The sequence below is a fragment of the Furfurilactobacillus sp. W61-4 genome (assembly GCF_057545565.1).
On record NZ_BAAJNZ010000004.1, the window covers coordinates 256148 to 279908 of the forward strand.

Genomic DNA, 23761 nt, shown 5'->3' on the forward strand with positions numbered 1-23761 from the left:
CTTTAATCTCCAAATTGATACCCAAAACCCCGCACTGTTTTTAAATATCGCGGATGCTTAGGGTCCGTTTCGATTTTCTCCCGCAGATGACTGATGTGCATGTCTACCATGCGCGTGTCGCCGGCATAGTTAAATCCCCACACGCCGTTTAACAAAGTTTCCCGATCCAAGACGCGGCCTTGCCGATGGATTAAATAATCTAATAATTCAAATTCTTTTGGCGTTAAAACAACTGATTTTCCGGATCGCGTCACCCGCAAACGATCTTCATCAACCGACAAATCCCCGATTGTAATTTTTCGCACGGATTGCTGTTCTGTTGGTGCAACTCGTTCACCACGTCGCGTAACCGCCTTAATCCGTGCTAGAATCTCTCGTGGCGAAAATGGCTTGGTGACATAATCGTCGGCCCCAATTTCCAGCCCAAAAACGCGATCAAATTCTTCCCCTTTTGCTGTGACAATAATAATAGGTGTGTCATTACCAGCCTGTCGCACGCGCTTGGTAACTTCCATACCGTCTAACTCAGGGAGCATTAAATCGAGCAACACACAAAAATAAGCGTTGCTGCTGATTTTAGTTAAAGCATCCGTTCCCGTGGTAGCAGTGTCCACCGTATAACCAGCCTGTTCCAAGTTATATTGGAGCAATGTCACAATACTTGGCTCATCATCAACCACTAAAATTCGCTTCATGCTTTGATCCTCTCTTATCGGTGCCATCCATGCTTCTGCAGAGAGTATAGCAATAAACTCAGAGCGGAACCAGCTGAGTGATCCTAAGCATTAACTAGTCAACAATGATTGGCGCTTTCTGCCGATTATTGTTGACAGGTTAAGCACAAGGATCAGGCTGGTGGAGCTCGACAAGATCACTCAGAGCGGAACCAGCTGAGTGATCCTGAGGCGAACAACGCGTTGTTTAGGACGCCAAAAATACAGAGTTTGGGACGTAACTTATAAAAAGGGGTGCGATTCGTTGTTTTTGTGCACTACGTCTTCATGGTCAAACCGTGTGACAAATGCCTGCTAAGTATTCTACGACAATTTTTGCTTTAAATTCATAATTATCTTTGGTCATAGTAAAACCCCCATAGTTGGATTTTGTCCAACTATGGGGGTTCGCTTCAGGGGGGGGTCACTTCAAGATGCTCCCTTTTTGCTAGTGCTCGCGCTCAATTCAGCGTTATGTCCCACTCTCCTGCACTTCACAATCAAGCTATTCAGGATTCTTTTGCTTTAAATTCCACTGCAAATAAGCATCGATGAATGGATCAAGGTCACCATCAAGCACAGCCTGCGCATTGCCCGTTTCGTAATTAGTGCGATGGTCTTTCACCATGGTGTAGGGTTGGAAAACATACGACCGGATTTGCGATCCCCAGCCAATTTCCATCTGGGTTCCCTCAAGTTTGGCCTTTTCTTCGGCCTTCTTTTGCTCCTCACGTTCGTAAAGTTTTGCTTTCAACATCGCCATCGCCGTCGCCTTATTTTGAAATTGCGACCGCTGGGCCTGTGACGAAACCACGATCCCAGTCGGCTCATGAATTAGCCTCACCGCCGATGACGTCTTGTTAATGTGCTGACCACCGGCCCCACTGGAACGAAAGACCTCCATGCGGATATCATCTGGATTTAAATCAACTTCCACTGAATCGTCCAGCTCCGGCATCACGTCCACACTTACAAATGAGGTGTGACGGCGCCCGGCCGAATCAAAGGGTGAAATGCGGACAAATCGATGAACGCCTTTTTCGCTACGTAAATAGCCATAGGCATTCGTACCTGAAATCAATACTGTCGCACTATCCAAACCAGCAACATCGCCAGCTTGGTAGTCTTCAATATCCACGGTAAACCCATGCTGTTCAGCCCACCGCGTGTACATTCGTAGCAAATTTTGGCCCCAATCTTGAGATTCAGTTCCGCCGGCACCTGGATGAATTTCCAAAATTGCGTTGTTTGCGTCGTAAGGTTCATCAAGCAGTTGGGTTAACCGATACGCCTGCAGTCGTTTGGCAGTATCTGCCACATCAGTATCCAGTTGAGCAGCCATTTCAGGGTCATCATCTTCCTCTAATAACTCAATGGTCACCGCTAAATTTTCGACTGCATCTTGCAACTCCATAAATGTATCATGCTTCGCTTTTAATGCATTATTCGCATCAATCAATTTTTGGGCGGCCACATTGTCGTTCCAAAAATCTGGTTCGGCCATTTTAGTTTCGTTTTCTGCAATGCTTTCGTTCAGGGCTTCGAGGTCAAAGTGACCCCCTAAAGTTCGTGATTTGTTGTTGCATATCGGCTAATTTTTGCCGAGCTTCGGCTAATTCCATTTCAATCACTCCTTATTTCTGTGAATTTTTGACCCTTAATCGCACAACAACCGGAGCCTCAAGTGATCCAGTCTCCGGTTGCCACATATCCTTAAATTAACGTTCCATATTCTGGCGAATTTCACTCTTCATGAACAGACGCGTCGCATCATATTCAATATCAAAGATCATTTCCCCAAACATCGTAAATGCGTTACTTTGATACTCAATTAACGGGTTCAGCTGACCATAACCACGTAGCTGAATCGACTGACGCAATTGATCCAGGGTGTCGATATGATCAGTCCAATGCGAGTCCACACAACGTAAAATGACCACTTTTTCAAATTCAAGCATCTGATTAGGATCGTAAAGTTGCTGTTGTTTTTCTTCAAAGACCCGGTTGGCCTGGTCCATCAAGAGCGCCTTAATCTCGTCGGCACTCTTTCCAGCTAACATTTCTGTCGTAATGACATCTTCGTTAACCATCGCCGCTGTGGCAAAATCGACAATATTGTCCAGTTCCCAGTTCTTTTGGTCCCCGTTGGTATGCATATCGACGATCCGGTTGACAGTTCGCTCAATCATCGGCATCATGACCCATTTCAGGTCGTTGGCTTCAGTAATGATTAATTGCCGTTGCTTATAGATGACTTCCCGTTGTTCGCGCATAACATCGTCATATTGCAGGACGTTTTTCCGCGAATCGTAGTTATTCCCTTCGACTCGTTTTTGCGCTGACTCAACTTGTCGGGTGATCAAACGACTCTTAATCACTGCATCGTCATCTTCTACATTCATTCGCTGCAAAATGGCCTTAACCCGTTCAGATCCAAATCGCAACATCAAGTCGTCTTCTAATGACAAATAAAATTGTGAAAAACCCGGGTCTCCTTGACGACCAGAACGGCCTCGCAATTGATTGTCAATCCGTCGTGACTCATGTCGTTCGGTCCCAATGACCGCTAAACCACCCAATTCTTTGACGCCGGGTCCTAATTTAATATCGGTCCCACGTCCGGCCATGTTCGTCGCAATGGTAACTGCGCCCTTTTGACCGGCGTTCATAATGATTTCGGCTTCACGAGCATGGTTCTTCGCGTTTAGCACACTGTGAGGAATCTTTAACCCATCCAATTGATGAGATAGATATTCAGATGTTTCCACGGCCACGGTCCCAATTAACATGGGTTGACCCTTTTCATGCAGGCGTTGAATTTCTTCAACCACCGCTTTGAACTTACTCTTCAAACTTGGATAAAGTAAATCAGGCTCATCTTTACGCGCAACTGGTCGATTCGTCGGAATCGTGACAACTTCCATGTTGTAAATTTCGCGGAATTCTTCTTGTTCGGTTTTCGCTGTCCCGGTCATTCCTGAAAGTTTACTGTACATCCGGAACAAGTTTTGATACGTAATGTTGGCCATCGTCTTCGACTCTTCTTGAATCTCGACGTGCTCTTTTGCCTCTAAGGCTTGGTGTAATCCATCGGAGAAGCGACGACCTTCCATGATCCGCCCAGTAAATGAGTCCACGATCATGACTTCGCCTTCCTGCACCACATAATCAATATTATTGAACATGATATAGTTAGCCCGTAAAGCCTGGTCAATATGGTGCGTTAAGGCGGTATTTTCCGTGTCATACAGGTTATCCAAGCCAAAGTATTCTTCAGCTTTTCGATTCCCTTCATCTGTCAAAGACACTGTCTTGGATTCCAAGTCGACCTTAAAATCGCTCTTTTCTCGCAGTGTTTTGGCAAAACGATCCGCCCGTTCATACAAACTAGAGCTTGTCGTGGCGCCCCCGGAGATAATCAGTGGGGTCCGCGATTCATCAATTAAAATTGAGTCAACTTCATCAATGATGGCAAAGTTAAGCCCACGCTGAACTTGATCCTCTTTGTAGACAACCATATTGTCACGCAGATAATCAAAACCAATTTCCCCATTGGTGGAATAGGTAATATCAGCATTGTAAGCCGCGCGTTTTTCTTCAGACGATTTCTCTGATGAATTGATCCCCACTGTCAGGCCAAGCCAATTATAAAGCTCACCCATTTCTGTAGCATCACGAGCCGACAAATATTCATTAACTGTCACCACGTGAACACCCTTGCCACCCAATGCATTGAGGTATACGGGCATCGTCGCTGTTAATGTTTTCCCTTCACCAGTCTTCATTTCGGCAATATCACCACGGTGGAGAACAATCCCCCCCATAATTTGAACCCGGAATGGGAATAAGCCCAAGACCCGCTTGGCCCCTTCACGAGCAACGGCAAAGGCTTCTGGCAATAAATCATCTAAAGATTCACCATTTTTAATGCGTTCTTGAAACGCTGGTGTTTTAGCTTGTAATTCTTCATCGCTTAATTTTGCGTACTCATCTTCATAGGCCATCACTTGATCAGCCACATGACCGAGCCGTCGAATTTTACGGGCGTCAGATTCAACCCATCTCTGTAAGACATTTGGCATGTTGTAACTTTTCCTTCCCTCATTAAACGTTACAAATAATGCAGTATATCAAATTCTAAGTTTATCATTTTCGTCGGCGAATGAAAAGTGACACAATTTAAAATTAGAGGTAAATATGACAAGCGCCACAAGTGATTTATTCTTATCCAGCAACATAAAAAGCCACGGTGGTTAACCGCAGCTTCTAATTGATTTTAATTGAATTATTCGTTAGCGCCGGCTTGCAGCAAACCATACCGACCATCATTACGCCGATAAACAACATTGACATCATTTGTCTCTGCGTCTTCGTAAATAAAGAAGTCATGACCTAACAGATCCATTTGTAAAATAGCTTCTTCATTATCCATTGGCTTTAATTGCAAGCTCTTGGTCCGGACGACGTCAAATCTAGTCTCTGGTTGCGCCGTCATCGCAGCTTCTTCTTCTGGACGGAAGTCTAAGCCCTTGTAACCCTTCTCACGGGACTTACGGTTCACCTTAGTCTTGTACTTTCTAATCTGTCGTTCAAGCCGATCGGACATCGTATCAATACTCTTGTATAGATCGTCCGATGTTTCTTCAGCGCGTAGCGTCAAATATGGAAGTGGGATGGTAACTTCAGCTTTCGCTGTTTTATCTGGGTACACCCGCAAATTTGCATGGGCAACCGCATTTACGTTAGGATCCAAGTACCGTTCCAACTTGGTGACCTTTTTTTCAACATAGTCTCTGAGTGCATCGGTTACTGAGATGTTTTCTCCACGAGTCTGTACATCTAACATAAAACTTCGCTCCCTTCCGAACTAAGTTCCCGCTTTCGCGGAGGCTTAAACGCGAATGTCGCGTCGCCAATTCAATTGTCTTTTTATGGCAATTGATCCGATAACGTTAGGACCACTCTATCGCTATCTGTAACCCTATTATACCCAACCAAAGATGAACTCTCAATTAATATCGTTCTCAGGGAATGTGTGAACTAGGCCGCTTTGAATTCGAGCACTAACAGATCATTGCAATTGGGCGGTCCTTGCCCTGTTGTAATGCTTAGTTGGGCACAGAACTCAGGTCTAGTTCACGCGTTTACACCAGAATGTGAGCCACGGGTGAGTTTGAACAACAACTGGAAATCACAGACAGGGAGGGGGAGCTTCTCCTAGTAGTGACATTGGTTGGACACAGGGATCCGGTCTAGCGAGCGTGTTTCGATGAACAATTTCATCGAGCCAGCGTCAAACTTGTGATTGATGTGGGTTGAGCAGATCGGATTGCTTGGGCGGCAAATTGCATGGTCCGACCAGTTGTGTACACGTCGTCAAAGATCAGCACACGCTGATTATGTAATTGTGCACGAAGATCATCCACTAATCCAAATGGTTGAGACACGCTCATTCGATTTTTCCGATCGCGCCTAACCTGATGGCCTTTGTCCTGGTCAATCACGGCCAAAGCTGAAACGACATTAGGACATTGAGCGAGCAATGCTGTCGTCTGATTGAAGCCACGTTGCGCAAAAGTTGTCTCAGCAACTGGCATTGGCACCACGATATCCACCGCTTGTTGCGCAATCGTTTGGGCAATTGTCGCTGTAAAAATGGTGGCTAAGTGTAAAGCACTACGAAATTTATACTGCACCATAAAATCATGCATCGCTGTATCATAAATAAATAATCCTTGGTTTTTAATCATCGGATCCACTAACACTCGCTGCCAACGTTGACAATCATAACAAATCGCTGACGAATCCTGCACACGCCCACATTGTGGACAGCGTGGTTGGTGATTAATTTGTGTGAATTGCTGCCAGCAGGTCGCGCAGATAGTCGGTTGAACTAATTTTTGCCAGTGCAGCAGCATTTTTAACGAAAATAAGGTTTGAATCGGACGCTGACACATCAAGCAGACTGTCATTCTGGTAATCGCCGTCCTTTTCGGTTCACAAGCCGAATCTGTTGCCGGGCTCGTTTCAGTGCAAGTGTTTGCTCGGCAATCCAGAAGATAACGCGCCCAGTCGGATCTTTGGCGCTGCGACCGGCGCGCCCAGCCATTTGAACCAGCGCCGCGCTGGAAAACACATCATCATCAGCGCCTAAAACAAAAACATCAATTTCCGGCAAGGTTACCCCACGTTCTAAAATCGTGGTGGTAATCAAAAAATCCAGCTTTTGCTCGCGCATTTGCACCACTTTGGCCGATCGTTGTTCATCACTGGCATGAACGGTTGTAAACTTAGCCGATGGTAATCTTTGCCGAATAATGGTTGCTATCGGTGCCAATTGACTCACATGAGGGACAAATAGTAAAAAACGCCGCTGCTGTTCACAACACTGCTTAATCATCAGCAACAACTGTCTAGGCAATTTGCCCCGTTTTAAATTGGCACGCCAACGTAAGGCCAATCGCAACTGAATCTCTGGTAATAGATGTCCATGAAATCGTAACGGTAAATAACTAATCGACAGTTTTCCTCGACGAACTTCCCACAAGAGCTCCCGACTAGGCGTAGCTGTTAAATAGAGTAACGCTGATTGTGATTTAACGGCCTGCTGAACCGCAAAGCCCAAGCGAGGATTTTGTGCAAACGGAAACGCATCCACCTCATCCACAATCAATACGTCAAAGGCGTGGTAAAATCGCAGTAGTTGATGAGTCGTACAGATTGTGACTTGTCGATATTGATACGGTTTCGTTTGATGACCATACAATAATGCAATAGGCACCTCGGCAAAAGCCGCCTGCAAGCGCGGGTATAGCTCTAAGCAAACATCCACTCGCGGTGAAGCGATCGCAACTCGCTTACCCAAACGGATCGCATCAGCCAGACCAAAAAAAAGCATTTCTGTCTTCCCCGCGCCAGTTACCGCCCATAACAGATGGCGTCGATTTTGCTCAAACACATGGCTAACTTCAGTCGCGCATTGTTTTTGTAACCGGGTCAAGGTGCCACGCCATGTTAGTGGCTGGGCCACCGGTGTGAAATGATTTGGCTCAGGCAACGAAAACAATGGTTGCTGGCTATGAACTGTGCCCAGCATGAAACAAGCCGGACAATAATAACCGCCTGCCGGTAAACGAACTTGTTGTTTCAGTGAACGTTCATGGCAACGTTGACAAATAATCCAACGACCACGTTCGATCATACTGGGACGTTGGTTAACGCTTGTCACATCAGCATCCTTAGGTAAATCAGTGATGGTCAATTGACGGCCATATAACAACTCAGCTTGCATATCGCGTTCCCCTTCCAATTTCGAACCATTAGCTACCTAATAACATACGGAAGACCGACTTAAATTAATGGAGAAAATCTCAATGGATCAGCCAGCTTTAATTACCGTTGCTCAACAAACCGCTGCCGAACAAACGATTAAGAAATCACGGTTCGTAGCTACCATTGCGCCAATTACTTCTGAAGTTGCTGCCAATCAAGTCATTGACAAGGTTAAGGCATCGCTGCCTAAAGCCACCCATCATGTATACGCTTATGTCTTAGGCGATCATAATGAAATCACCCGGCAAAGCGATGATGGTGAGCCAAGTGGCACAGCTGCGTCCCCAATGCTAAATGTTATAACGAATGACAATTTACACAACGTTATTATCATCGTCACACGCTTTTTTGGCGGCATCAAACTAGGCGCTGGTGGCCTGATTCGTGCATACGGCAGCTCGGCAAGTCTCGTAGTCAATCAAGCTCCGCGTTTGCAACGACAATCATTAATCGCGTATCAAATCTCCCTCAGCTATGATCAAGCTGAACCGCTAATGAATTGGATCAGTGAGCGAGTTGTCAACATTGATCATATCGATTATGGCGCGGCGGTTACCTTAACGCTTTTACTCGAATCGTCAGATGAAACTTTTGAAACTGATTTAATGAATCAAACCAACGGCCGGGCAAAAATTCTCGAGACAACGCCAACTATCGCGTGGATTCCTTATCAATAAAAAATGATCATGTGACTTCAGTGAAGAAATCACATGATCGTTTTTGATTTGAAATTAGCGCAGCTTATTTACGATCCTGAACTGCACCATCAACCGTTCGATTGACTTGCATACTCGTCAATGGAATATAGCCCAATTTTTTCACTAACCCTTTTTGAACTGACGAACTCGTCATGTAGGTCAAGAAAGCCTTAGTTGTCGCACTTTCTTTACCTTTGGTATACATGTGTTCATACGACCAAATATGCCATTTGTTTGTCGAAACGTTGGCGTCAATTGGGGCGACATGGTCAATCGATAACGGTTGTAATGTGTCTTTGACATAGGAGAAGGCTAAGTAGCTAACGGCCCCAGGCGTCGTCGCCACGATTTTTTGAACAGTCCCATTTGAATCCTGCTCCTGACTCTGCATTGTTTGTGCGCCACCAAGCCCATATTTTTCAAATGTTGCTCGGGTCCCTGACCCTTTGGCGCGGTTAATAACCACAATCTTTTGGTCAGTCCCCCCAACCTCTTTCCAGTTCGTGATTTTACCGGTAAAAATATCGATCAACTGTTGTTTGCTAATATCTTTCACAGCGGCGTCTTTATTAACAACTGGTGCCATCCCAACAACTGCAACCTTATGATCTTTCATACCAGTATGATCAAGTCCTTTTTGTTCTTCGGCAAACAAATCTGAATTGCCAATATTGACCGCCCCTTTTTCAACCTGACCGAGGCCCGCACCAGAACCTCCACCTTGAACGTTAATGGTCACACCGTTATTTTTTTCTTGAAAGGTTTGACCAGCTTGCTCCACTAATGGTTGTAAAGCAGTTGAGCCAACGGCAACTACTTTCCCCGACAGCTTTTGATCAGCTTGCGCAGCGCTACTTTTTTTATCTGATCCGCATCCTGCCAACGTCATAACTAAGCTCAACCCCAGTACACTTGCTAAAACTGCTTTTTTCATGGTTCAACCTCTTCTCTCTTATTGCCGGAATCAGCAACAACTGACTCGGTACTTTAAGCATACGGAGGCAATGTAAAACGACCATGATGAAGTGGTATCGTTTACGTAAACAATGTGTAAATATCGCTAAACTACCAAAAAAACGGAACAAAGGTCACTTGTCGACCTTTGTCCCGTTCACTTCTTTTTCAAGCGACACAAGCCCGATTCTTGTGGCTTAGCTAATCCTGAGCATCGCCCTGATTTTCTTTTTATAAGCTTCGTCATGCACTAAACTCATTGTCTGACTTCAATGAAACAAATGCTTATTGTTTCAAATGATAATTGTAGGTTGAAACGATGATGTTTTCTCGTGAATTCAATACGGACCTTAACCGTAGACTTGTTTGGTTATGCAAAATATTTTGCCATGGTCGTCGCGGTACAAACTGTGGGACCAAAACGGTCGTCGTATAATTACGCTCAGCTGCGCGTTTGGCGATAACGTCACAGAAACGCAAAACCGGCCCTGAAACGGAACGATACGATGAGTGAATATCAACGAACCGAACATTAGGAAAATCACGTTTAAATTCGGTGACCGTTTCTTTTTCCTTATTTGGATTTTGATCAAAGGACACGTGCATCGCAATGACATAGTCCCCAATTGATTCCGCATAGTCAATCGCATTTTTGGTGACTCGAGTCACGTTAGAAACCAAAACAATCACGGTCGCACCATCATAGTGATGAGGCGCAGTTTCAATGTTTTCGGCAACCCTTAATTGTTCAGCAACCGTCTTATAATGTTGGTGAATCTTATGGAAAACCCACATAAGTAAGGCCATCACAAGCGGGTAAGGCCAGACATTGCCAAAACGAGTGACAAACAAGAAAATCGCAATGGCCGCGGAGATAAAGGCCCCCACAAAGTTAATAAAGGCTTTTCCTTGCCAAAAACCAGTCTGCTCTCGACGCCAATGGATAATCATCCCTGATTGCGATAAAGCAAATGGGACAAAGACCCCAACCGCATACAGCGGAATCAGCAACGTCGTCTGAGCATTGAAAATCACGATTAGTGCAATTGCACCGGCGGCTAAGGTGATAATTCCATTGGAATACCCTAATCGATCACCGCGGTCCATGTATGCATGAGGCAGGTTCTTATCCTTAGCTAAGTTAAAAGCCAGAATAGGGAACGCCGAGAAACCTGTATTGGCCGCAACGGCTAAAATCATCGCAGTGGCTGTTTGCAACAAGTAATACATCAACCCGTGACCAAAAATGCCGACACCAATTTGTGAAAGCACGGTTTGAGTCGCCATCGGTTTAATCCCCAACCAATAGTTGATAAAGGTGATCCCACCGAAGAAGAACGCAAGAATCGTGGCCATGATGGCTAAGGTTGCCGCCGCGTTATTCGTCTTTGGCTTTTTGAAGTTTGGCACCGCGTTACTGATTGCTTCCACCCCAGTCAATGAAGATGAACCTGAACTGAAGGCTTTAATAAAGAGCAATGCCGTCATTCCTTGGACGGGAGCCCTAACTGCCGCCGTGGCATGATAGGTGATCTGACCAGTCACAATATTGTAGATTCCCACGATAATCATGATTGAAATCATGACCACGAAGAAATAAACCGGGATCGTCAAGAAGTTGGCTGATTCACTCATGCCGCGCAAATTCAGTGTCATCACGAATAAGACGATGACAATCGAGATTGCAACTTGATGATGATACAGAGCTGGAATCGCGGAGGTGATCGCTTCGGTACCTGATGTCACTGAAACGGCCACCGTCAGCATGTAGTCCACCAATAAGGATCCCCCGGCCACTAGTCCTGCTGGACGGCCCCAATTAGTTGTCGCAACCACATAAGCCCCCCCGCCTGATGGGTAGGCGTGAATGATCTGTTGATAAGACAACGTGATCGCCAGCAACAAAATGAGGACAATACCTGCAATTGGTAAGGAAAACCAAATGGCAGCTGCTGACAACGTGACCAACACCGTGGTGATTTGTTCAGTCCCATATGCAACAGAGGATAATGCGTCTGATGAAAGCAAAGCCAAAGCTTTAAATTTAGTCAGTGCTTGACCGCCTTCATCCAAAGTTTTTAGCGGTTTACCAATGAGCAACCGCTTTAAATACCGCCACATTTCGAAACTCCCTTTGGCAGGTACAAGGCCGCACCTGCCTTCTATAAATTATAGTTACCGACAACGCGTTTGCGCCACGAATTTCTCGTCCACAAACGTCAAAAAAGCCAGCAATATTCTGCGGCTTTCAGCTAACTTATCTTACACTAGATTTTGAATAAAGGCCATGTGAAAAAATAGTCTCAAACAAGTCATTGTTGTCGAACACCAATTGACAACAAAAATAAGCAGTATCACATCCGTTATTTTGACCAACCTAAGCGGTGTTAGATAAAACCAAGATCGCATTAAATCGATGAAATAATTATATACAAACAAGGTGCTCAACCAACTAAGATTGGTGAGCACCTTGTCCATTTAACTCATTTGAATCGACCATGCTGGTTGATGTGTTGTCTACATCATGCCGCCCATTTGAGCAGCTTGAGCAGCAGCGGCTGCGTCAGCACCATTATCCTGCTTTGGTTCTTCAGCCACAACAGCTTCAGTTGTTAACAGCAAGGAGGAAACAGAAGCAGCGTTTTGTAAAGCTGAACGGGTTACTTTGGTTGGGTCAACAATCCCGGCGTCAACCATGTCCACCCAGTCATCAGTTGCAGCATTGTAACCAATCCCTGGTTTCTGTGACTTCAGCTTTTCAACGATCACTGAGCCTTCTTTACCGGCATTTTCAGCAATCTGACGAACTGGTTCTTCAAGTGCACGTAGCACAATGTTGATCCCAGTTTGTACGTCGCCTTCTTCGTTCAGGGCAGCAACTGCTTCGATAACGTTAACCAATGCAGTACCACCGCCTGAAACGAAACCTTCTTCAACTGCGGCACGAGTAGCATTCAGCGCATCTTCAATCCGGTAACGACGTTCTTTCAACTCCGTTTCAGTTGCAGCACCGACATTAATCCGTGCGACCCCACCAGATAATTTAGCCAAACGTTCTTGTAGCTTTTCTTTGTCAAAGTCAGAAGTCGTTGCTTCTAACTCCGTGCGAATGTTGGCAACTCGTTCGTCAACGTCGGCTTTGTTACCAGCGCCTTCAACGATCGTCGTGTTATCTTTAGTAACGGTGACTTTGCCAGCCTGGCCCAACTGCTCGACCGTGGTGTCTTTCAAATTCAAACCGAGGTCATCAGTAATCACGGTACCCCCAGTCAAAGCGGCAATATCTTCCAATTGTGCTTTGCGCCGGTCGCCAAAGCCTGGCGCCTTAACAGCAACGACGTTAAACGTCCCACGCATTTTGTTCAAGACTAACGTTGGTAAGGCTTCGCCAGTAATATCATCGGCGATAATCAGTAAGGCACGGCCTTGTTCAACAACTGATTGCAGTAGTGGCAAAATGTCTTGGATGTTAGCAATCTTCTTATCCGTAATCAAGATGTATGGGTTGTCCAAGTCAGCTTCCATCTTGTCGTTATCAGTAACCATGTATTGACTCATGTAGCCACGGTCAAACTGCATCCCTTCAACGACATCAGAAGTGGTTTCAATCCCCTTAGACTCTTCAATGGTGATAACACCATCATTGCCAACCTTTTCCATTGCGTCAGCAATTAATTCACCAACTTCTGGATCCGCAGCGGAAATCGAAGCAATCTGAGCAATATCTGACTTAGTCTTAACGTCGTGGCTCATCTTGTGTAAAGCATCAACGGCTGCATTGGTTGCTTTTTCAATCCCAGTCCGAATACCAACAGGGTTGGCGCCGGCGGTCACATTCTTCATACCCTCGTTAACAATGGATTGTGTGAGCACCGTCGCGGTGGTCGTCCCATCACCGGCGATGTCATTGGTCTTAGAAGCAACTTCAGCAACCAATTTCGCACCCATGTTTTCAAAATGGTCAGCCAATTCAACCGCTTTCGCAATTGTTACACCATCATTGGTGATGGTTGGTGAACCATAACTTTGTTCAAGCACCACGTTACGACCCTTTGGCCCAAGTGTGGTCTTAACCGTGTTCGCTAATTTATCAACCCCTGCAAGCATTGAACTGCGGGCATCTTCAGAAAACTTTAGATCTTTAGCCATGTGAATTTCCACCTCAACTATTTTTTATTTCGTCTTTACTTACGCAATTTAGGTCGAAATTATTCAACGATTGCGACAATATCTTTTTCATGGAGAACTAGGTAGTCTGCACCGTCATAAGTCACTTGAGTGCCGGCATACTTGTCAAACATCACTGTGTCGCCTTCCTTAACGGATGGTGCAACTGTGTCACCGCTGTCCAACACTCGGCCAGCACCGACAGAGATAACTTTTCCAGTCGTTGGTTTTTCTTGCGCATTACTTGCTAAGACAATACCGCCAACGGTTTGTTCTTCTTCTTCAGAAGCTTGTAAAATAACGCGATCTCCTAATGGTTTTAACACGTTAATCCCTCCAATAATTTTCGTTGAAATAAACGCTTTTAGCACTCTTGATGTCTAAGTGCTAACAACAAGGTCTATAATAACCATCCCTGATTCTGAATGCAAGACTTTTGGTCAAAGTTAGTCAAAAAAATTAGCAGCTCATCGTCCACACTGCTAATTGATGATTGATCGCTACTGGTAAACCCAATAATTAAGTCGAAAAAAACGTCTGTCGCTCTGCACACAGCGAGCAACCGACGTTCATCATTTTATATTTAACTAACTATTCTGGTTCACTTTCAGTTGGCACAATCTCTGCATAATGATCAATGAAATAGATGAGTGTCTGTAATTCATTAGTCAAATCAACGTTTTGAACCCGGACCGAATCAGGTACCGACAAGCGACGTGGTGTAAAGTTCAAAATTCCTTTGATACCGGCTTTTACCAATTGTTCGGTCACATCCTGCGCAGTACGTTCTGGAACCGTTACAATCGCAATCGAGATTTGTTGATCCTGCAATTGACGACCCATTTCTGATAATGGATAAATTGGCACACCACTTTGAACTGTGTTCACGATATTGTCATTAACATCAAAAGCTGCACTGATACGAACATTGCTATTTTGATGGAAATTAAAATTCAATAACGCATGGCCCAAGTTCCCCACCCCAACTAACGCAACATTGGTTAATTGGTCTTGATTCAGGATTTTTTTAAAGAACTCGATGAGCTTGGCAACATCATAACCGTAGCCTCTTTTACCGAGGGCACCAAAGTATGAAAAGTCGCGACGAATAGTAGCTGAGTCGACTTTAACAGCTTCCGATAACTGAGTTGAAGAAACGCGGGTCTTATCCGCGTCCAATAAAATGTTTAAATAGCGGTAATAGATCGGCAGCCGTTTTGCTGTCGCACGTGGGATTCGTTGTTCGGCCACGGCGGTTCACTCCTTTTTGTTCAATTAGTATCGTTTGTGAAACTAATGTGTAGACCAATTATAGCATAGGGCCACTTATTGTGAAGTAGAATTCATTCTTTTATCCGTTTTTTTCACAAAGTTTCTTATCAAATGCCCTGAGGAAACCCTAGTATACCCTGAGGCAACAGCATTAAAATTGATTATCCTTTTTCTAAAACTTTATGTCGCTGATATTAATTAAAATCACGAACTTTGATCACCATCGTTATTAATTTTTTACCAGCCCTTTGTTTCACAAGCTAAATCAGTGCACCCCTTGGTAATCCATGCCGCTTCCTTGCTCAACATGCTAGAATGGTAGTTATGAAATCGTTTGATAAATAAAGGAGTTTTCGACCATGTATGTTCTCCAGGTACAAGCAGTCGCGCGTCGTTTCGGCGCCGAGACCTTATTTGAAAATGTCTCCATGACGGTTGAAGATCACGCACGCGTTGGCTTAGTTGGTCGCAATGGTGCTGGCAAATCAACCTTGTTAAAAATGATTGCGGGCTTAAATGAACCGGACGCCGGCACCATCGCCACTGGTAAAGCAGTTACCATCGGATACCTGCCCCAAGACGCCGGGTTAACTTCAAATAATACGGTCTGGAACGAGATGCTCACTGTCTTTAATTTGCAACGACAACAAGAGCAGCGATTGCGCGAATTAGAGACACTAATTGCGGACCCCTCAGCAGACCATCAAAGTCCAGCTTATCAGCGCTTTTTAAACGAATACGATCAACTACAGCAAGATTTCAGCGACCACAATGGCTATGGCTATCAAGCGCTGATCCGTGGTGTTCTACATGCCTTTCACTTTGATGAAGACACGTATGATCGCAACGTCATGCAATTTTCTGGTGGTCAAAAAACCCAGCTAGCCTTAGCAAAGTACTTATTGCAGCAACCAGACTTGCTGATTCTAGATGAACCAACTAACCATTTAGACATTCAAACGCTGTCTTGGCTGGAAGATTATCTTAAGAGTTACCCTGGAGCTGTCCTTGTTGTCTCTCATGATCGGTACTTTTTGGATCATGTGGTGACAAATATTTATGACATGAACCAAGGTACGCTCACTCATTATAAAGGAAATTACTCCGCTTATTTACAACAAAAGGCAGCGCGCATCAAAACACAGCAACGGGCATTTGACAAACAGCAAGCCCAAATTAGTGCGTTGGAAGACTTCGTCAATAAAAACATCGTGCGCGCTTCCACAACAAAACGAGCGCAGGCCCGTCGCAAACAATTAGCCAAAATGGATCGTTTAGAAGCGCCCAAAGATGATGATCGTTCGATTCGCATTCGATTCCAGCCTGAGCATGACAGTGGCAAAGAAGTCTTGAAAGTTGCTGACTTGCAAATTGGCTATGCTCCGGGGGCACCTTTAGCAAGCCATATTGATCTTAATGTTATTAAACAGCACGCGGTCGGTATTGTCGGCCCAAACGGGGTCGGCAAATCGACGCTTTTAAAAACCATTTTATCGCAACGCCCAGCTTTAGCGGGCACGGTTAAAATTGGGGCCAATGTCACTGTTGGCTATTATGATCAGGAACAAGCGGTTCTCCACGATGAAAAGACCGTTTTAAATGAAATTTGGGATGAACATCCCACCATGGCAGAGCGCGAAATTCGGACGCTGCTAGGCAGTTTTCTGTTCACTGGTGATGACGTCGCTAAACCCGTTAGCGCATTGAGTGGCGGCGAACGCGCTCGTTTATCCTTAACCAAGCTGTCGCTTGACCACGACAATTTCCTAATTTTAGATGAGCCGACCAATCACTTAGATATTGATTCACGAGAAGTACTTGAAGAAGCGCTTAACGATTTTATGGGGACTGTCTTGTTCGTCTCGCATGATCGTTACTTTATTAATCAAGTCGCAACTGAAGTCGTTGAACTATCTGCTAATGGTACCCGCTGGTTTGAGGGCGATTATGATGACTATCAAACTGCCTTGAGTCAGCAAACGCCCAGTGAGCCTAATCAACAGGCCACGACTAACGCCGCTAGCACAGCCTACCAAGCTAGCAAGGCCGACCTACGTGATCAGCGCAAGCATCAGCGCTTAGTCGACGCATTGGAAGAGCAGATTGACCAGCTAGATGTCAAAATCCATCAAGTCACGACCACCATGCAAGCGCCTGAAAACGCTGCTGATATCGGCAAATTGACCGATTTACAGCATGAACTAGATACTCTTAATAAAGAAAATGACACAATCGAACAACAGTGGACAGCGGCCAGTGAGGCGTTGGAGCAATTCAACCAGAGCCATCATTTAGATTAAAAGTCCGGTCACTAGTGAGCTGGTGATTCGCCAACTTTACTAGCTGCACAGTTTTTAAACTCAAATAATCTGATCAAAAAAGGGATGAAATCTCGGAACGAGTCCGCGATTTCATCCTTTTTTGCCGAGAGCGGCGACGATTATGCTTCCACACCAGCCGCCCAAGTGAATTCTAGACTTGGATCGGCGTTCAAGGTCATGTCTGCGCGAACGCCTTGTGTCAACGCCACATGCGCCGCAGCGCCAATCATAGCAGCGTTATCGCCACACAGAGCCAATGGAGCTGCCACTAATCGGGTGTCGGGCACCACTTTAGGCAATTGCTCACTCAACGCTTCGCGAAGGCCGTGATTAGCAGCCACCCCGCCGGCTAAAACTAATTGGCGCACAGGATAACGTTGTACAGCCGCAAGCACCTTGCCTACCAACACATCCACCACGCTGGCCTGAAAACTTGCCGCTAAGTCTTCTCGATTGAGCGTTTCGCCGCGTTGATCTGCATTGTGAACTGTGTTAATAAACGCACTTTTAAGACCGCTAAAGCTAAAATCATAGTTAGCTTCATGAATCATCGCTCGGGGAAATTTAAATGTATCTTGACCTAAATGAGCCAGACGATCCAACTCTTTACCAGCCGGATACTCAATCCCAAGCACGCGACCAACTTTGTCGTAAGCTTCACCAGCTGCGTCATCTCTAGTATCCCCAATGATTTCAAATTCATTGGCCGCTTTCATAAACACAATTTGGGTATGACCGCCGGAAACAAGTAAGGCTAATAAAGGAAACACCAATGGTTCCACATAGCGAGCCGCATAAATATGCCCAGCCATATGATTAACTGGAATCAACGGTAATTCATGAGCGAAAGCAAAGGTTTTCGCAGCAGTCACCCCAATTAGCAGTGACCCCACTAGTCCCGGGCCGTAAGTGACGGCAACCGCCGTCAGCTCAGCTGGTGTAACTTGTGCTTCAGTAAGTGCTTTTTGAATGCCGATCGTGATTTCCTCAATGTGGTGGCGACTAGCCACCTCAGGAACAACGCCACCAAAACGTTGGTGACTCTTAATTTGGGTGGCCACAAAATTGCTTAAAATCCGGTTGCCATTCTCGACAACCGCCACGCTAGTTTCGTCACAACTAGTTTCAAAAGCCAAAATTAATTCACGTTCATTTGTCTCCGACATGATGATCCTTTCGTATAAGTTGCATGATCTGGGCATCTTCAACCGGTCGGTTATAGTAGCGCTTTCGCGTGGCAATTTTAGCGAAGCCCAAACTTTGATACAAGCCAATTGCCGCGCGATTGTGCGTACGCACCTCTAGGGTAACAATCGTATTTTCAGGTAGCGTCGCCAACCACTGCAAAATGAGTTGCCGACCAATTCCATGACCTTGCCAATCCCGAACTACGCCAACATTAGTCAGCTCAGCTTCGTCAATCACAAGCCCGCCGCTGAGAAATCCCACCGGCTGATTGGCTACTTGGGCGAGCCAATATTGACTCGTCGGCGCCACAAGATTTTCGGCAATCACGGCCAGTGGCCATGGTGCCCCCGTTGCATAGGCCGCCTGAGCGAGCTCAAAAATTATTTTTGCACCAGCTAATGGATCAGTTGGTTTAAATACAGTCAATTGTGCCCTAGCTTTGGTCATGATTCTCAACCGATGGACTCAGCGATAATCGCATGTCTAAGGCATCCTCATGGTCGCCAAAGTAATAACCGCGTTTAATTCCGGTCTGTTTAAAACCTAATTTTTGATAAAGCTGTTGGGCACGCAAATTACTCTTACGAACTTCAAGGGTCACTTGTCGCATCCCCATATGGCGCGCTTTACGAACTAGAGTACGCATTAAAAATTCGCCCAGACCATTGCCTTGCCAATCAGGTAAGACCGCAATATTAGTAATATGTGCATCTTGCCGCTGTAAATCAAAAGAGCAACCCGCAAAAGCTAATAAATGATCATTTTTGCGAATAACCAAATACAAACGGTCTTGTTTTCGTTTTAATTCATTGGCAAACGCCTGAGCATCCCAGGGCGTCTTGCCGTCATATACCGCCCGCTCCACTTCAACAATTTCCGGCACATCAGGAAACTGAGCGCGCCCTAAAAAATACTGGGTGTCACGAATCGTCAAATGATGGTTCTTGATATCCAGATCTTCGGCTTGCTGTTCCCGCACTTCTCGGGCAAAGTGATGCCGATACCATTGTTCCAATGCAGTTTTACACTTCTTCAACATAATCCGTGTGCTTTTCTCCTGGATGAGCAGCGGCCCACTGGGCTTCAGCAGGCGATAACCGCAAATAATTGGGAATGAATTGATCCACGTCTTGCACTGGTGGCAAGTGCCGCGCTAACAAACCGAGGCGCCCAGCATCAGGTAAATTGGCGTCACCAGTCACATAAGTTACTTGATTGCCTAATGCCTCATCGAAAGTTGCTTGATAACGGCTGGTTTCACCAATGAGGGTAATTGGCTCACCTAACTGACGCAGCGTCGTCTGCCAACTGGCAATATCCGTATGTTGATCATCAATCACTGAAGTCAATTGCCCCTCAACGAATCGATAAACGCCGGCGTATAACTGCGTGTTCCGTGCATCAAAAATCGGACTAATCAGTTGCTTTGTGGTTGGTGCACCAGCAGCAATTACTGCTAAACTCGAAACGCCCACCAGTTCAAGGTTTAACGTGGCTGCCAGCGTCTTAGCGGTTGTCACCGCGATTCGTAATCCCGTATAAGAGCCGGGACCATCCGCGACAACCACCCGATCCAAATCTTGTGGGCGCCAACCTTGTTCAGTCATTAACGCCGAGATCGTTGGCATCAGCTGAACACTATGGTTAAGTTGTGTGGCCGTCGTTTGCTTTGCCACCACCTGATCGTCATTTAATAAAGCCACGCTCATTGGCCGGTTGGACGTATCAAATGCTAATACCTTCATGGATCTCCTTCATCAATTAACTTTCCATTTACATAGTTTCTTAAACAGCCATTATCTTAACACAAAACCAGCATTTGCCCTAGTTAGACACAATCGGCGAAAAACATCTACTTTTACTAGGTTAGTCACTTAGACGATTGATAGGTTAAACTTTTGCAGTGTGATTCACGGTCGACCAAAAACGCCTGCCCCAGCAGCGTACCGCTTGGTCAGACGTTTCCTGTTAAAACTCAACTAACAATTTCGTTGTATTAAGGGCTACTTATCTTCATAACCACGAGGGTGCTTTTGGATCCATGCCCAAGCTGTCTTAATGATTTCATGAACATCATCATATTGAGGCTGCCAACCTAAAATGTTCCGAGCATCCGCTGAATCGGCAACTAAGGAATCTGGATCCCCAGAACGCCGTGGACCAATCTTGGCCGGAATCTCACGACCGGTAACATCGCGTGCTGCCTCAACCATTTGTTTAACTGAAAAACCAGTCGATGAACCTAGGTTAAAGGCGCGGCTCTCATTATCTTCGGCCAAATATTGGAGCGCTAAAATGTGCGCATCAGCCAAATCAAAGACATGAACATAGTCGCGGACGTTCGTACCATCAGGCGTGTCGTAATCATCACCAAACATATCAATATGATCCCGGTCGCCAAGTGCAGTATGCAGAATAATTGGCAATAAATGGGTTTCTGGATGGTGATCTTCTCCAATTGAACCATCTGGTTTGGCGCCAGCGGCATTGAAGTATCGCAAAGCGACCCACTTGATTCCGTAAGCCACATCACACCAGTGAATCATGTGTTCCATGATCAGCTTACTTTCACCATATGGGTTGATTGGTTCCTTACGATCATCTTCATGAATTGGAATTCGTTCAGGTACACCATATGTCGCGGCTGTCGATGAAAAGACCATCCGTTTAACGCCTTGTTCATGCATGACTTCCAAGAGTGTGATCATGCCATAAACATTATTATCAAAATACTTGAGCGGGTCTTTCATGGACTCAGGAACAATTGAGAATGCATCCATGTGAATGACACCATCAATATTTTCCTTCGTGAATACCTCGGTCAAAAAGTCCCGATCGCGCGTGTCCCCTTCATAAAAATGAGCCGCTGGATTAACAGCTGCCCGATGACCCGTAGATAGGTTATCAATCACGACAACATCGGTTCCTTTTTCAATTAACCGATCAACCATGTGTGAGCCAACATAACCAGCCCCACCTGCGACTAAAATGGACATTAATTTTTCCTCCCGACATTGAATTAACAATTCTATCTTAGCACACCAAATTATTGACGAAAACGGTTTCTCAATTAGGTTCATCCATTGCTTCCGCAACAAGCCATGTTAATTCAGCTTCGGCGTAAGTCTGACCCTGTGCTTCGCCGGTGCCCACAATTTGATGTTTAGTGACAATTGCCCCATCAACCGTTAATGGCGTGGTCACAACACTAGTAATCGTATGCCCGTAGCGGACTTCATTTTCAAACCGAATTGTCACATGCTGTAGACGATGCTTGGTCAAAAATTCTTCCCCCAATGGATCGAGTAGCCAATCAAAGTAGCGAGCATTGTTCACGTGATGGTTAGTGTCCAAATCAAAATAGCGGACATGATAGTCGTTGGTGATGAACGTTTCATCCTCAGTAATTTTGCTTGGTCGGGGTAATCGTGGAATGCGTTTAACGTTGGGCGCATGATAAGGTGCAATCAGTGCATCAGGAATCGCAATCATCCGCCGCGCAACCAAGTCCATAACGACATAGACTGCTTTAATATGTACTAATAGATTGCCATCGTCATCACGCACGAAAAACTGCCGATTAGCAAAATACCGATCATTCGAAGTAGCTTCAGTTGTAATCTCCAACTGTTCGCGATCTTTCGGCAATCGAATGACCTGTATTTCATACTGGGTGATCACCCAGCCTAATCCCTGCTTAAGCATTGCTTGCGTGCCAACGCCCAATGCTTCTGCCTGATCATAAGAAGCTAACACGGCCATATCAACCAACATGGCTAACGTCACTTGTCCTGTTAAGTCGGTTTCATAATAGGTGACTTGATGCGTTTCAGTAAATTGATTTTCCTTGGTCATTAATTATCCTCATTCAAATGGTGATATACCGCATAAACGTCCTGCTTTTTAAGTTCCCGTGCTTTGGCAACTTGTTTAATGGCCTCGTTGGGCCTTAATCCCTGTTCAATCAATGCTTCAACGTGATCAACGACGGACAATGCCAGTAGCGGATCCGTCACCTCGCTGGCCTCCGGATGTGGGTCTCCACCCACTAAAATCACGAACTCACCGCGTGGCTGATGATCGTCTAGCCAAGCCAAGATTTCACCAACCGTTCCACGAATGAACTCCTCATATCGTTTAGTTAACTCCCGACACAATACCAACTGCCGATCATCACCAACCGCCACTTGAATGGCGGTTATCGTCTTCTTCAACCGATGTGGTGCTTCATACAAAATGATTGTTTCCGGATGTTGGGCTAACTCAGCCAGTTCCTCGGCCTGCGTTGTTGCTTTTCGATCTAAGAAGCCATAAAAATAAAATGGCTGTGGTACCAAGCCACTGGCAATTAAGGCCGTTAAACCAGCGTTAGCCCCAGGCAGTGGCACCACTGGAATACCACTATCGATCGCAGCAGCTACCAATTTTTCCCCTGGATCGCTAATTGATGGCATTCCCGCATCGCTGACCTGAGCAATATCTTGCCCCTGTGAAAGCCAGCCAAGTAGCTCTGGAATGCGTTCATTTGTATTGTGCTCATGAAAACTAATCTGCTTTGTGTCAATTTCAAAATTATTTAATAATTTTTGTGTATTGCGCGTATCTTCCGCGGCGATCAAGTCGACTTGTTTCAATATTTCAACCGCGCGAAATGTCATATCCTGTAAATTGCCGATCGGTGTGGGCACCAAGTACAGTGTCCCAACAGAATGAACGCTAAAACTTTGTTGGCTAGTTGCCGTCATAAATCTTTTAGTCCCCTAACTCGCCTTGTTGGCTCGCTCACGTTCGCCATAAATCAGTTCCAAACAAAATGCGCAAGATTCCGTTGCTTCTCGCCGCTGACCATAAAACTCACGACAAACATGAAATCCGGCCTCATACAAGCGTTCCAAGTTCCGCAAAGACTTGGATAGCCGCTGTTGTTCGTCGTGGGTGTCATCTTCTTCATTTAATAATTCACGTAAATGTTGGTTTTCTACCGTTAATTCCGCGTTTTCTTCTGAAAGAGCCGTCACTTGTGCCTTTAACGCGGCTAGCTGTCCTAAAATGGCATCTGCCTGTTCTTCTAGATGATCGAAATCACTCAGCATTGATTGTCGCTTGTCCACAAAGA

At 45.4% G+C, this 23761-nt stretch carries 21 protein-coding genes and 2 pseudogenes; 3 read left to right on the top strand and 20 right to left on the bottom strand.

Annotation, left to right across the window (positions count from 1 at the left end):
- Positions 1 to 2: 2 nt before the first annotated feature.
- The 7 genes and pseudogenes from AC27FN_RS06930 to AC27FN_RS06960 all read right to left on the bottom strand — a co-directional run bounded on the left by AC27FN_RS06930 (position 3) and on the right by AC27FN_RS06960 (position 8004).
- Positions 3 to 695, bottom strand: a complete 693-nt coding sequence (locus tag AC27FN_RS06930) for a response regulator transcription factor (protein ID WP_487167275.1) — start codon at positions 693 to 695, stop codon at positions 3 to 5.
- Between the two features lie 523 nt (positions 696 to 1218).
- Positions 1219 to 2335, bottom strand: a protein-coding gene (prfB, locus tag AC27FN_RS06935) for a peptide chain release factor 2 (RefSeq protein WP_487167276.1) whose coding sequence is annotated in 2 segments (ribosomal slippage) — positions 1219 to 2262 and positions 2264 to 2335 — 1116 coding nt in all. Because the reading frame shifts where the segments join, the coding sequence is not laid out codon by codon here.
- Positions 2336 to 2431: 96 nt separating this feature from the next.
- Positions 2432 to 4795 (bottom strand): preprotein translocase subunit SecA, encoded by a 2364-nt coding sequence (secA, locus tag AC27FN_RS06940; RefSeq protein ID WP_487167277.1) that lies wholly within the window; start codon positions 4793 to 4795, stop codon positions 2432 to 2434.
- 203 nt (positions 4796 to 4998) lie between these two features.
- The gene (gene hpf / locus AC27FN_RS06945) at positions 4999 to 5559 is read right to left on the bottom strand and encodes a ribosome hibernation-promoting factor, HPF/YfiA family (RefSeq protein ID WP_487167278.1); all 561 of its coding nucleotides are present in this window, start codon (positions 5557 to 5559) and stop codon (positions 4999 to 5001) included.
- Positions 5560 to 5992: 433 nt separating this feature from the next.
- Entirely contained in the window at positions 5993 to 6463 is a 471-nt protein-coding gene (locus tag AC27FN_RS06950; protein WP_487167313.1) for a ComF family protein, read from the bottom strand.
- Between the two features lie 39 nt (positions 6464 to 6502).
- Positions 6503 to 6685, bottom strand: a pseudogene (locus AC27FN_RS06955) (double zinc ribbon domain-containing protein); the annotation flags it as partial.
- The gene (locus AC27FN_RS06960) at positions 6682 to 8004 is read right to left on the bottom strand and encodes an ATP-dependent helicase ComFA (protein ID WP_487167279.1); all 1323 of its coding nucleotides are present in this window, start codon (positions 8002 to 8004) and stop codon (positions 6682 to 6684) included. The pseudogene AC27FN_RS06955 and the gene AC27FN_RS06960, both read right to left, overlap by 4 nt.
- An 82-nt stretch (positions 8005 to 8086) precedes the next feature.
- On the opposite strand from AC27FN_RS06960, the gene AC27FN_RS06965 reads away from it, so the two are divergent.
- A complete protein-coding gene (locus tag AC27FN_RS06965; RefSeq protein WP_487167280.1) occupies positions 8087 to 8722 on the top strand; it encodes a YigZ family protein in 636 nt (211 codons plus the stop codon).
- Positions 8723 to 8786: 64 nt separating this feature from the next.
- On the opposite strand, the gene AC27FN_RS06970 is transcribed toward AC27FN_RS06965, so the two are convergent.
- The 5 genes from AC27FN_RS06970 to AC27FN_RS06990 form a co-directional block, all read right to left on the bottom strand.
- Complete coding sequence (locus AC27FN_RS06970) at positions 8787 to 9677, bottom strand: phosphate ABC transporter substrate-binding protein PstS family protein (protein WP_487167281.1); 891 nt, start codon at positions 9675 to 9677, stop codon at positions 8787 to 8789.
- 305 nt (positions 9678 to 9982) lie between these two features.
- On the bottom strand, positions 9983 to 11818 hold the full coding sequence (locus AC27FN_RS06975; protein ID WP_487167282.1) for an APC family permease: 1836 nt from the start codon (positions 11816 to 11818) through the stop codon (positions 9983 to 9985).
- A gap of 396 nt (positions 11819 to 12214) precedes the next feature.
- Entirely contained in the window at positions 12215 to 13846 is a 1632-nt protein-coding gene (gene groL, locus AC27FN_RS06980; RefSeq protein WP_487167283.1) for a chaperonin GroEL, read from the bottom strand.
- Positions 13847 to 13905: 59 nt separating this feature from the next.
- Positions 13906 to 14190, bottom strand: a complete 285-nt coding sequence (groES, locus tag AC27FN_RS06985) for a co-chaperone GroES (RefSeq protein WP_487167284.1) — start codon at positions 14188 to 14190, stop codon at positions 13906 to 13908.
- Between the two features lie 265 nt (positions 14191 to 14455).
- On the bottom strand, positions 14456 to 15115 hold the full coding sequence (locus tag AC27FN_RS06990) for a redox-sensing transcriptional repressor Rex (RefSeq protein ID WP_487167285.1): 660 nt from the start codon (positions 15113 to 15115) through the stop codon (positions 14456 to 14458).
- A 464-nt stretch (positions 15116 to 15579) separates the two neighbouring features.
- Between AC27FN_RS06990 and AC27FN_RS06995 the strand changes: the two are divergent.
- Positions 15580 to 16020, top strand: a pseudogene (locus AC27FN_RS06995) (ATP-binding cassette domain-containing protein); the annotation flags it as partial.
- 180 nt (positions 16021 to 16200) lie between these two features.
- Positions 16201 to 17436: an ABC-F family ATP-binding cassette domain-containing protein gene (locus AC27FN_RS07000; RefSeq protein WP_487167314.1), complete on the top strand. Its 1236-nt coding sequence runs from the start codon at positions 16201 to 16203 to the stop codon at positions 17434 to 17436.
- Positions 17437 to 17576: 140 nt separating this feature from the next.
- Here the strand turns inward: AC27FN_RS07000 and tsaD are convergent, their stop codons facing one another.
- The 8 genes from tsaD to AC27FN_RS07040 all read right to left on the bottom strand — a co-directional run bounded on the left by tsaD (position 17577) and on the right by AC27FN_RS07040 (position 23756).
- Positions 17577 to 18623, bottom strand: a complete 1047-nt coding sequence (gene tsaD, locus AC27FN_RS07005; RefSeq protein ID WP_487167286.1) for a tRNA (adenosine(37)-N6)-threonylcarbamoyltransferase complex transferase subunit TsaD — start codon at positions 18621 to 18623, stop codon at positions 17577 to 17579.
- Complete coding sequence (rimI, locus tag AC27FN_RS07010) at positions 18607 to 19092, bottom strand: ribosomal protein S18-alanine N-acetyltransferase (protein ID WP_487167287.1); 486 nt, start codon at positions 19090 to 19092, stop codon at positions 18607 to 18609. Before rimI (AC27FN_RS07010) ends, tsaD begins: the two co-directional genes overlap by 17 nt.
- Complete coding sequence (gene rimI / locus AC27FN_RS07015; RefSeq protein ID WP_487167288.1) at positions 19079 to 19684, bottom strand: ribosomal protein S18-alanine N-acetyltransferase; 606 nt, start codon at positions 19682 to 19684, stop codon at positions 19079 to 19081. Before rimI (AC27FN_RS07015) ends, rimI (AC27FN_RS07010) begins: the two co-directional genes overlap by 14 nt.
- Positions 19668 to 20390, bottom strand: a complete 723-nt coding sequence (gene tsaB / locus AC27FN_RS07020; protein WP_487167289.1) for a tRNA (adenosine(37)-N6)-threonylcarbamoyltransferase complex dimerization subunit type 1 TsaB — start codon at positions 20388 to 20390, stop codon at positions 19668 to 19670. Before tsaB ends, rimI (AC27FN_RS07015) begins: the two co-directional genes overlap by 17 nt.
- Positions 20391 to 20648: 258 nt before the next feature.
- Complete coding sequence (galE, locus tag AC27FN_RS07025) at positions 20649 to 21641, bottom strand: UDP-glucose 4-epimerase GalE (protein ID WP_487167290.1); 993 nt, start codon at positions 21639 to 21641, stop codon at positions 20649 to 20651.
- A gap of 70 nt (positions 21642 to 21711) precedes the next feature.
- Positions 21712 to 22500 carry an acyl-[acyl-carrier-protein] thioesterase gene (locus tag AC27FN_RS07030; protein WP_487167291.1) on the bottom strand — a complete coding sequence of 263 codons (789 nt, stop codon included), beginning with the start codon at positions 22498 to 22500 and terminating at the stop codon, positions 21712 to 21714.
- Positions 22500 to 23390, bottom strand: coding sequence for a 16S rRNA (cytidine(1402)-2'-O)-methyltransferase (gene rsmI / locus AC27FN_RS07035; protein ID WP_487167292.1), 891 nt, complete (start codon positions 23388 to 23390; stop codon positions 22500 to 22502). The genes AC27FN_RS07030 and rsmI overlap by 1 nt, the downstream gene beginning before the upstream one ends.
- A 15-nt stretch (positions 23391 to 23405) precedes the next feature.
- Positions 23406 to 23756, bottom strand: coding sequence for a DNA replication initiation control protein YabA (locus AC27FN_RS07040; protein ID WP_407883988.1), 351 nt, complete (start codon positions 23754 to 23756; stop codon positions 23406 to 23408).
- Positions 23757 to 23761 lie beyond the last annotated feature (5 nt).